This is a genomic window from Rubrivivax benzoatilyticus JA2 = ATCC BAA-35 (assembly GCF_000190375.1).
Classification (GTDB): domain Bacteria; phylum Pseudomonadota; class Gammaproteobacteria; order Burkholderiales; family Burkholderiaceae_C; genus Rubrivivax; species Rubrivivax benzoatilyticus.
On the sequence record NZ_AEWG01000037.1, the window covers coordinates 25,704 to 35,978 of the forward strand.

General features: G+C 71.3%; 9 protein-coding genes and 1 pseudogene. 6 read left to right on the forward strand and 4 right to left on the reverse strand.

The window, feature by feature from the left end; all coding sequences use genetic code 11:
- Positions 1-5 precede the first annotated feature (5 nt).
- Complete coding sequence (gene malQ / locus RBXJA2T_RS03710; RefSeq protein ID WP_009855976.1) at positions 6-1,505, forward strand: 4-alpha-glucanotransferase; 1,500 nt, start codon at positions 6-8, stop codon at positions 1,503-1,505.
- A 63-nt stretch (positions 1,506-1,568) separates the two neighbouring features.
- Here malQ and RBXJA2T_RS03715 read toward each other — a convergent pair whose 3' ends face one another.
- The 3 genes from RBXJA2T_RS03715 to RBXJA2T_RS03725 all read right to left on the reverse strand — a co-directional run bounded on the left by RBXJA2T_RS03715 (position 1,569) and on the right by RBXJA2T_RS03725 (position 4,802).
- Positions 1,569-2,711 carry a branched-chain amino acid ABC transporter substrate-binding protein gene (locus RBXJA2T_RS03715; RefSeq protein ID WP_009855977.1) on the reverse strand — a complete coding sequence of 381 codons (1,143 nt, stop codon included), beginning with the start codon at positions 2,709-2,711 and terminating at the stop codon, positions 1,569-1,571.
- Between the two features lie 172 nt (positions 2,712-2,883).
- The gene (locus RBXJA2T_RS03720; RefSeq protein ID WP_009855978.1) at positions 2,884-3,318 is read right to left on the reverse strand and encodes a DNA polymerase III subunit chi; all 435 of its coding nucleotides are present in this window, start codon (positions 3,316-3,318) and stop codon (positions 2,884-2,886) included.
- Between the two features lie 14 nt (positions 3,319-3,332).
- Positions 3,333-4,802 carry a leucyl aminopeptidase gene (locus tag RBXJA2T_RS03725; RefSeq protein WP_009855979.1) on the reverse strand — a complete coding sequence of 490 codons (1,470 nt, stop codon included), beginning with the start codon at positions 4,800-4,802 and terminating at the stop codon, positions 3,333-3,335.
- Between the two features lie 27 nt (positions 4,803-4,829).
- On the opposite strand from RBXJA2T_RS03725, the gene lptF reads away from it, so the two are divergent.
- Genes lptF through RBXJA2T_RS03750 form a run of 5 tightly spaced genes read left to right on the forward strand, consistent with a single transcriptional unit; the run spans position 4,830 to position 9,523 of the window.
- A complete protein-coding gene (gene lptF / locus RBXJA2T_RS03730) occupies positions 4,830-5,924 on the forward strand; it encodes an LPS export ABC transporter permease LptF (RefSeq protein WP_029718308.1) in 1,095 nt (364 codons plus the stop codon).
- Positions 5,921-7,033: an LPS export ABC transporter permease LptG gene (gene lptG / locus RBXJA2T_RS03735; RefSeq protein WP_009855981.1), complete on the forward strand. Its 1,113-nt coding sequence runs from the start codon at positions 5,921-5,923 to the stop codon at positions 7,031-7,033. The genes lptF and lptG overlap by 4 nt, the downstream gene beginning before the upstream one ends.
- Positions 7,030-7,401, forward strand: a complete 372-nt coding sequence (locus RBXJA2T_RS03740; RefSeq protein ID WP_009855982.1) for a sirohydrochlorin chelatase — start codon at positions 7,030-7,032, stop codon at positions 7,399-7,401. The genes lptG and RBXJA2T_RS03740 overlap by 4 nt, the downstream gene beginning before the upstream one ends.
- Positions 7,402-7,418: 17 nt before the next feature.
- Entirely contained in the window at positions 7,419-8,363 is a 945-nt protein-coding gene (locus RBXJA2T_RS03745) for a CysB family HTH-type transcriptional regulator (protein ID WP_009855983.1), read from the forward strand.
- Complete coding sequence (locus RBXJA2T_RS03750) at positions 8,363-9,523, forward strand: pyridoxal phosphate-dependent aminotransferase (protein ID WP_009855984.1); 1,161 nt, start codon at positions 8,363-8,365, stop codon at positions 9,521-9,523. Before RBXJA2T_RS03745 ends, RBXJA2T_RS03750 begins: the two co-directional genes overlap by 1 nt.
- A 22-nt stretch (positions 9,524-9,545) precedes the next feature.
- Here the strand turns inward: RBXJA2T_RS03750 and RBXJA2T_RS20315 are convergent.
- Positions 9,546-10,275, reverse strand: a pseudogene (locus tag RBXJA2T_RS20315) (hypothetical protein); the annotation flags it as partial.

Consider the following 10,275-nt stretch of genomic DNA (forward strand, 5'->3'; position numbering starts at 1 on the left):
ACACCATGCGCCTGCCCCGATCCAGCGGCATCCTCCTGCACCCCACGTCGCTGCCCGGCCCGCACGGCTCGGGCGACCTGGGGCCGGCGGCCTATCACTTCGTCGACTGGCTCGCGGGTGCCGGCCAGCAGTTGTGGCAGGTGCTGCCGCTGGGCGGCATCGGCCCCGGCGACTCGCCGTACATGAGCCCGTCGGCCTTCGCCGGCAACGTGCTGCTGATCGACCTGGGCGAGCTGCACACCCAGGGCTGGCTGGATGCCGCCGACATCGAGGCGACCTCCGGCCTGTTCGCGACCCACGTCGACTACGGCCGCGTCGGGGCCTTCCGCATGGAGCGGCTGGCACGCGCCGCGGGGCGTTTCGCCGCGGCGGCCGGCGACGAGCAGCGCGAAGCCTTCGACGCCTTCTGCGAGTCGCAGCGCGCCTGGCTCGACGACTACGCGCTGTTCATGGCGCTGAGCGAGGCGCACCAGGGCGCCGACTGGTGCGACTGGGCCCCGGGCCTGGCGCTGCGCCGCCCCGGCGCGCTGTCTGCCGCACGGCGCACGCATGCCGAGCGCATCGGCTTCTGGCGCTTCTGCCAGTGGAGCTTCTTCCGCCAGTGGGCGCAGCTGCGCGCGTACGCCGCGCGCAAGGGCGTGAAGATCGTCGGCGACGCGCCGATCTTCATCGCCCACCACAGCGCCGACGTCTGGGCCCGGCCCGAGCTCTTCGAGCTCGACGCCGAAGGCCGGCCGACCGTCGTCGCCGGCGTGCCGCCGGACTTCTTCAGCGCCACCGGCCAGCGCTGGGGCAACCCGCTGTACCGCTGGAGCGCGCACGCCGCCGAAGGCTACGCGTGGTGGATCGAGCGCCTGCGGCGAACGCTCGAGCTCGTCGACATCGTGCGCATCGACCACTTCCGCGGTTTCGCGGCGCACTGGGAGATCCCGGCCGCGGAGCCGACGGCGGTCAACGGCCGCTGGGTGCCGGGGCCCGGCGCGGCGCTGTTCGAGGCCGTGCAGCAGGCGCTGGGCACGCTGCCGCTGCTGGCCGAGGACCTGGGCGTGATCACGCCCGACGTCGAGGCGCTGCGCCGGCGCTTCGAGCTGCCCGGCATGCTGATCCTGCAGTTCGCGTTCGGCGGCGACGCCGGCAACCGCTACCTGCCGCACCACCACGAACACGACGCCGTGGTCTACACCGGCACGCACGACAACGACACCGTCGCCGGCTGGTGGGCCGGCGCCTCGGACGCCGAGCGCCACTTCGCACGCGGCTACTGCGGCGTCGACGGCCACGACATGCCGTGGACGCTGATCCGCGCCGCCAGCATGAGCGTCGCCGACACCGCGATCCACCCGATGCAGGACGTGCTCGGCCTGGGCAGTGAACACCGCATGAACCGCCCCGGCGCCCAGGAAGGCTGCTGGCGCTGGCGCTTCCAGTGGCACGACGTGCAGCCCTGGCACGGGCGCCGGCTGCTGGAGTTCAGCCGCCTGTACGGGCGCCTGCCGGCCGCCTGAGGCGGCGCCAGCGCCACGAAAAAGGGCGCCCGAGGGCGCCCTTCGTGTCTGCGCGGAGAAGACTCAGCGCACGACGGCGATCTGCTCGCGCTTGCCCGCCTTGTAGGTGTAGAGCGTCAGGGCGCCGTTCTTGATGTCGCCCTTCTCGTCGAAGGCGATCGTGCCGGTCACGCCTTCGTAGCCGGAGGTCTTGGCCAGCACCGGCAGGTACTTGGCCGGGTCGGCGGAGCCGGCCTTGATCATCGCGTCGGCCATCACCATCGTGGCGTCGTAGACGTACGGGGCGTAGATCTGGACGTCGGCGTTGAACTTCTTCTTGAAGTCGGCCTTGAACTTGTCGAGCTTGACCTTGCCCGAGCCGTCGACACCGCCGGCTTCGGCGCAGAAGACCTGGCTGTCGGCCATCGTGCCGGCGGCCAGCTTGGGCAGCTCGCCCGAGCAGATGCCGTCGCCGCCCATGAACTTGGCGGTGATGCCCAGCTGCTTCATCTGGCGCAGCATCGGGCCGGCCACGGCGTCCATGCCGCCGAAGAAGATGACGTCGGGCTTCTTGGCCTTCAAGCCGGTCAGGATGGCGGTGAAGTCGGTCGCCTTGTCGTTCGTGAACTCGCGGCCGACGACGTTGCCGCCGGCAGCCTTCACGCCCTTGGCGAACTCTTCGGCGACGCCCTGGCCGTAGGCGGTGCGGTCGTCGATGACGGCGATGTTCTTGCCCTTGAGTTCGGTGACGGCGTACTTGCCGAGCGTGCCGCCCAGGTGCACGTCGTCGGCGACGACACGGAAGGTCGTCTTGTAGCCGTTACGCGTGTACTTCGGGTTGGTGGCCGACGGGCTGATCTGCGGAATGCCGGCGTCCGAGTAGATCTTCGAGGCCGGGATCGTGGTGCCCGAGTTCAGGTGGCCGATGACGCCGTTGACCTTGCTGTCGACGAGCTTCTGCGCCGCGGCGGTGCCTTGCTTCGGGTCGGCCGCATCGTCTTCGGCCAGCAGTTCCCACTTGACCTTCTTGCCGCCGATCGTCGCGCCCTTGGCGTTGAGCTCGTCGATGGCCATGCGGGCGCCGTTCTCGTTGTCCTTGCCCAGGTGCGCGATGCCACCGCTGGTCGGGCCGACGTGGCCGATCTTGACGACCACGTCCTGGGCGTACACCGCGCCGGTCATCAGGATGGCGGCCGCGCCGACGACCACATTGAGCTTGAATTGCATGCTGGAGAGCCTCCGGTGAAGGTTGTCGAATATCTCGACACTAAGGATGTAAGCGTTGGAACAATACTCGAAAAGCGCCTGCGGCCGACTCCGTGACAGCCCGCGGACGACAAGCGGCGTTTCAGTCCCGCCACAACGCAACAGCCGTGCCCTGTGAATACAGGGTAAATGCCTAGTTATTCGCTGCCGAATGGTGCGTCGGCGCCCATCCGTGCGCTTTCCAGGTGCGCCAGCGCTCCCGCGCTGCACCGGCTTCGTCCGGGCCGTCACCGACGATCTCGATGACGCGCGAAAAGCGTGCAGTCGAGGCCGGCACCTCGGCGCCCAGGTTGACGAGGATGTCGGGGGCCTGGTCGGGCGGTTCGCCGTCGACCAGCCAAATCGGCGTGCGCGCGGCCTGCGCCGTCCCGGCGTTGGCCGCGCTCACGCGCAGGTGGGGCACGAAGTCGCGTTCGTCGAAGGTCCACAGCGCGCGGTCCAGCGCCGCGAGCGTGGGCCCGGGCGCGGTGACGACGACACGCGCGCCCTGGCGGCAGGCCTTTCGCAGCAGCCGGCACGCGAAGCCCAGAGGCTCGGCGATGCCGGTGTGGAAGACGACCTCGGCCACGGCCCCGCGCCGGGTCAGCGCGCGGCGGCGCGCTGCAGCAGGAAGTGCGTCAGCAGCGGCACCGGGCGGCCGGTGGCGCCCTTGGCGGCGCCCGACTTCCAGGCCGTGCCGGCGATGTCCAGGTGCGCCCAGCGCTGGTTGGCGGTGAAGCGCTTGAGGAACATCGCCGCCGTGATCGAGCCGCCGGCACGCGGGCCGACGTTGCCCATGTCGGCGAAGCTGCTCTTCAGGCCGTCGTCGTACTCCTCGTCCAGCGGCAGGCGCCAGGCCGGGTCGGCCGCGGCCTCGCCGGCGGCCAGCAGCTCGGCAGCGAGCGCGTCGTCCGGGCTGAAGAGGCCCGAGCGGTGGTGGCCCAGCGCGATGACGCAGGCGCCGGTCAGCGTCGCGACGTCGACGATGGCCGCGGGCTTGAAGCGCTCGGCGTAGGTCAGCGCGTCGCACAGGATCAGCCGGCCCTCGGCGTCGGTGTTGAGGATCTCGATCGTCTGGCCCGACAGGCTGGTGACGACGTCGCCCGGCTTCACGGCGCGGCCGCTGGGCAGGTTCTCGCAGGCCGGCACGATGGCCACGACGTTGAGCTTCAGGCCCAGCTCGGCGACGGCGCGCATCGTGCCCAGCACGCTGGCAGCGCCGCCCATGTCGAACTTCATCTCGTCCATCTCGGCCGACGGCTTGATCGAGATGCCGCCGGAGTCGAAGGTGATGCCCTTGCCGACCAGCACCACCGGCGCCTCGGTCTTGGCCGCGCCCTGCCAGCGCGCGACGATGAACTTCAGCGGCTCGTCGGAGCCCTGGGCGACGGCCAGGAAGGCGCCCATGCCCAGCTTCTCGACGTCCTTGCGCTCGAGCACCTCGACCTTCAGGCCGTGTTCCTTGCCCAGCGACTTGGCAGTCTGCGCGAGGTAGGTCGGCGTGCAGTGGTTGCCCGGGCGGTTGGCGCACTCGCGCGCCAGCTCGACGCCGGCGGCGACGGCACGGCCGATGCGCAGGCCTTCGTCGACGGCAGCGGCTTCGGCCTTGGTGCAGACCAGCGTCACCGACGCCAGCTTGGGCGCGGCCGGCGCGCTGGGCTTGGTCGCGCGGTAGACGTACAGGGTGTCGGCGACGGCGGCGACGACGGCCTCGCCGTGCGCGGCCTCCAGCGCCTCGAAGCCGACCGTGGCGATCGCCAGGTCCTTCGTGCCGCCGCTCTTCAGCGCGGCGACGCCCGCGGCGACGGCCTTGCGCAGCGCCTTGGCGCTGGCGGTCTCGCCGGCGGCGACGACGGCCAGGCGGGCGGCCTTCAGGCCCGACACGCGGTGGGCATAGAACACATGACCCGGCTTGAACACGAAGTCACCGGCCTCGACCGCGCTCTCCAGCACCGCCGCGACAGCCTTGGGCAGTCCTTGCGGCAGCGACGCGCCGGCCAGCACGACCAGCAGCGCGTCGGCGCTCGTGGCGCCCCAGCCTGCCGAACCTGCAACCTGCGTCTTGAAGTCCATAATTACCCCCATTCAGAAGAGCCGCGGATGTTATTCGATTCAACTGTGCGTCGCGAGCTGGCGCGGACCTTCGGCGCCACCCTCGTCGTGATCCTGACCATCGTGCTGACGATGTTCCTGATCCGCACGATCGGCCAGGCGGCCGGCGGCGTCGTCGCCCCGCAGGACGTCGTGCTGCTGCTGGGCTACGTCGCGCTGGGCCATCTGCCGACGATGCTCGCGCTGTCGCTGTTCGTCGCCGTCGTCGTGACGCTCGGGCGCATGTACCGCGACAGCGAGATGGTGATCTGGTTCGCCGGCGGCATCGGCCTGTCGCGCTTCGTGCGGCCGGTGCTGCGCACGAGCTGGCCGGTGCTGCTGGTCATCGCCGCGCTGCTGCTCTTCGTCTGGCCCTGGGGCAACCGCAACAGCCTCGAGCTGCGCCAGCGCTACGAGCAGCGATCGGACCTGTCGCGCGTGACGCCCGGCGTCTTCCAGACCTCCAGCGACGGCAGCCGCGTCTTCTTCATCGAGCGCGACACGCGCGAAGGCGCCGACGCGCGCAACGTCTTCATCGTCGCCCAGACCGGCGAGACCGAGAGCGTCACCTCGGCGCGCAGCGGCCGGCTCGAACGCGACGGCGACGACCGCTTCGTCGTGCTCGAGCGCGGCCAGCGCAACGACGTCGACCTGAAGACCGGCGAGAAGGCGCAGTCGAGCTTCGAGACCTACCGCGTCCTGGCCGACGAGAAGCGTGCCCGCGAAGCCGAGCGCCAGCCGCCGAAGGCGATGGACACGCTGGACCTGCTGCAGGACCCGACCCGCCCCAACCAGGGCGAGCTGACCTGGCGCTTCGGCCTGCTGACCGGCGCCGGCAACATGCTGCTGCTGGGCATCGGCCTGGCGGCGACGAACCCGCGGCGCGCGAGCAACTGGAACCTGCTGCTGGCGCTGCTCGGCTTCGTCGTCTACTTCAACCTCATCAACCTGTCCCAGGCCTGGGTGGCCAGCGGCCGCCTGGGCATGGGCGCGGCGCTGGCCGTCGTGCACGGCAGCGCCTTCGCGATCGCGCTGGGCTTGCTGTGGTGGCGCGACCATGCCGCCGTGTTCGCCTGGGGACGCCGCCGGGGAGCCCAGGCATGAGAACCGTCCGCCGCCTGCTCTACCGCGACATCGTCGCCTCGGTGGTCTTCGTCGCGCTGGCCTTCCTGTCGCTGTTCTTCTTCATCGACCTGGTCGAGAAGATGGGCAACGTCGGCCGCGCCGGGCGCACCACCGGCGTCGCGGTGATGTCCGCGCTGCTGGAGCTGCCCGGCCACTTCTACGAGCTGATGCCGATCGCGGTGCTGATCGGCACGATCTATTCGCTGGCGCGGCTGGCTCAGTCCTCCGAGTTCACGATCCTGCGCACCGGCGGCCTGGGGCCGGGCCGGGCGCTGTCGCTGCTGGCGGTGCTGGGCGTCGTCTTCGGCGCCATCACCTTCGCCGTCGGCGACTACGTCGTGCCGGTGGCCGAGCGCAAGGCCGTGGCCGTCAAGGCCCTGGCCGCCGGCGGCATGCGCGTCGGGCGCACCGGCGCCTGGCTGAAGGAGAAGCGCATGACGCCCGAGGGCGAGCGCAGCTACTCGGTCAACCTCGCCGGCACGACGCCCGACGGGCGCCTGAGCGGCATCCGCATCTTCGAGTTCGACGCCGACGGACGGCTGTCGGTGCGCATCGCGGCAAAGACCGGCACCGTCGCCGCCGACGGCACCTGGACGCTGTCGGAGGCCGAGGTCACGCGCTGGCCCGACGTGCGCCTGCGCGAGCCTGCCGGCGTCGTCGAGCAGCGCCTGCCCGAGCTGCGCTGGGCCAGCACGCTGACGCCCGAGGTCGTCGCCGCCGCGGTCATGCCGCGCGAGACCATGACCACCGCCGACCTGTGGCGCTACAGCGTGCACCTGTCGGACCAGGCGCAGGCCACGCAGAGCTACGAGATCCTGTTCTGGAAGAAGGCGCTGTACCCGCTGGCCTGCCTGGTGATGACGGCGCTGGCCCTGCCCTTCGCCTACCTGCACGCACGCGCCGGCAGCGTCAGCCTGAAGGTCTTCGGCGGCATCATGCTGGGCATCAGCTTCGTGCTGCTGAACAACCTCGCCGGCCACGTCGGGCTGCTGCGCGACTGGACCCCCTGGATCGCCGCGGCCACGCCCAGCCTGCTGTACCTGCTGATGTCGCTGGCCGCCTTCACCTGGCTGGTGCGCTACCGATGAGCCGCGGCCTGATCCTCTTCGCCCACGGTGCACGCGACCCGCGCTGGGCCGAGCCTTTCGAGGCCGTCGCCGCCCAGGTGCGCGCCGCGCGCCCCGGTGTCGCGGTGCGTCTGGCCTTCCTGGAGTTCATGGCGCCGGACCTGGCGAGCGCCGGCGACGAGCTGGCCGCCGCGGGCTGCACCGAGGTCGCCGTCGTGCCGCTGTTCCTGGGCGCCGGCGGCCATGTGCGCCGCGACGTGCCGGGCCTGCTGCAGGCCCTGGCCGAACGCCACCCGGGCACACGCTTCACGCTGCAGCCGGCCGTCGGCGAAGCGCCGGAAGTCGTCGCCGCGATGGCCGCGGCAGCCGCGCGTGCGCTCGGCACCTGACCCATGACGAGGCCTGGATGAACCTGCACCAGTTCCGATTCGTCCAGGAGGCGGTGCGCCGCAACCTGAACCTCACCGAGACCGCCAAGGCGCTGTTCACCTCGCAGCCCGGCATCAGCAAGGCGATCCTCGAACTCGAGGAAGAGCTCGGCGTCGACATCTTCGCCCGCCACGGCAAGCGCCTGCGCCGCGTCACCGAGCCCGGCCAGGAGGTGCTGAAGTCGATCGAGATCATCATGCGCGAGGTCAGCAACCTCAAGCGCATCGGCGAGCAGTTCTCCAAGCAGGACGCGGGCACGCTGTCGATCGCGACGACGCACACCCAGGCGCGCTACTTCCTGCCCGGGCCGGTGGCCCAGCTGCGCAAGCGTTTCCCCAAGGTGCAGGTCGTGCTGCACCAGGGCATGCCCGAGCAGGTGGCGCGCATGCTGCTGGACGACGTCGCCGAGATCGGCCTGGCGACCGAGGCGCTGTCCCACTACGACGACCTCGTCACCCTGCCCTGCTACGAATGGCAGCACGTGATGGTGGTGCCGCCGGATCACCCGCTGGCCAGCGTGGAGCGCATCACGCTGGAGCAGCTGGCCGCCGAGCCGCTGGTGCTCTACCACGCCACCGTCTCGGGCCGCACGCGCATCGACCAGGCCTTCACACGCGCCCGGCTCAAGCCTTCGGTGGCGCTGGAGGCGATCGACTCCGACGTCATCAAGACCTACGTGCGCCTCGGGCTGGGTGTCGGCATCGTCGCCGAGACCGCGGTGCGCGAGGACCCGCCCGGCGGCGACCTCGTCTGGCGCCCGCTGGGCCAGCTCTTCGGCGCCAACGTCACGCGCGTGGCCTTCAAGCGCGGCGCCTACCTGCGCCACTTCGTCTACGCCTTCGCCGAACAGCTGTCCGACCGCCTGACCGCCTCGCTCGTGCAGCGCGCGATGGCCGGCGAAGGCAGCGACTACGACCTCTGATGACCGCACCCCGCACCCCGCACCTGCCCAGCCGCCTGCCGAACGTCGGCACGACGATCTTCAGCGTGATGTCGGCGCTGGCCGCCGAGTGCGGCGCCGTCAACCTCGGCCAGGGCTTCCCCGACTTCGACTGCGACCCGGCGCTGCTGGACCGCGTCAACGACGCGATGCGCGAGGGCCTGAACCAGTACCCGCCGATGGCCGGCGTGCCGGCGCTGCGCCAGGCCGTCGCGGCCAAGATCGCGGCGCTGTACGGCCGCGCCTACGACGCCGAGCGCGAGATCACCGTCACCGCCGGCGCCACCCAGGCCATCCTGACCGCGGTGCTGGCCTGCGTGCACCCGGGTGACGAGGTCGTCGTGCTCGAGCCCTGCTACGACAGCTACGCGCCGAACATCGAGCTGGCCGGCGGCACCGTGGTGCGCGTGCCGCTGACGCCGGGCACGTTCCGCCCCGACTTCGCGCGCATCGCCGCGGCGATCGGGCCGCGCACCCGCGCGATCATCGTCAACACGCCGCACAACCCGGCGGCGGTGGTCTGGACGCGCGCCGAGATGCAGCGCCTGGCCGAGATCCTGGCGCCGACCGAGGTGCTGCTGATCGCCGACGAGGTCTACGAGCACATGGTGTTCGACGGCGCCGAGCACGTCAGCGCCTCGGCTATCCCCGAGCTGGCGGCGCGCGCCTTCGTCGTCTCCAGCTTCGGCAAGACCTTCCACGTCACCGGCTGGAAGGTCGGCACGGTGGCGGCGCCGGCGGCGCTGACGGCCGAGTTCCGCAAGGTGCACCAGTTCAACGTCTTCACGGTGAACACGCCGATGCAGCACGCGCTGGCGCGTTACCTCGCCGACCCGGCGCCCTACCTCGGCCTGGCGGCCTTCTACCAGCGCAAGCGCGACCTGTTCCGCGCCGGGCTGGCCGCCAGCCGGCTGAAGCTGCTGCCCTGCGAAGGCAGCTACTTCCAGAGCGTCGACTACTCGGCCGTTTCGGACCTGCCCGAAGCCGAGTTCTGCCGCTGGCTGACGCGCGAGGTCGGCGTCGCGGCGATCCCGATCTCGGCCTTCTACGACGGCGGCTTCGAGCAGCGCATCGCGCGGCTGTGCTTCGCCAAGCGCGACGACACGCTCGAACGCGCGCTCGAGCGGCTGGCGCGGCTCTAGGCCCGGCGCTGCGGGCGCCGGTTCAGTCGCTGCGTGGCGGAGCCGGGTCGACGCCCGGGCGCGCCGCAGCGTCGGGCTCGGCGTCCAGAACGCTGAGGTCCAGGTCCAGCGACGGCGGCGCCACCGGCTCGACGACGCCGGGATCGAAGACCGACTCGCGCTCCAGCGTCAGGTACGGGTGCGGCGACGTCGCGCCGAACTCGACCTGGTCGGTCTCGGCCAGCGGCAGCAGCAGGTCGACGGCACCGCTCTCGACCGCCTCGCGGTCCAGCAGGTCACGCGCCAGCGAGTACAGGAACAGCACCTCGCGGTAGGCCGGCAGCTCGAACAGGTCGCCACGCGACTTGCGGAACAGCAGCGCCTCGAGCTCGGCCATCGCGTCCACCGGACGCGGCCAGACCTGCTGCAGGCGCGGCAGCACGCCGGGGTAGTCCTCCAGCGAACGGCCCTGCTGCAGGTCGGCGTCCCAGTCGGGCGCGTAGCCGTTGAAGCGGCGGTTGAAACGCTCGCGCGTGCGTTCGTAGGCCTCGCGCTCGCCACGGCGGCGGTAGATCTCCAGCAGCTTCAGGTAGGGCAGCGGGCTGCCGCCGCCGGTGTCGCGCAGGTGCTCCACCAGCAGGTCGACAGCGGCCTCGTCCTGGCCGAGCACGATGAAGAACTCGGCCTGCTGCTCCAGGTCGAGCAGCTCCTCGATCGTCACGTCGCGCGGCGCGGCCTCGTCCAGGCGCGGCCCTGCCGCCTGCACCTGGGTG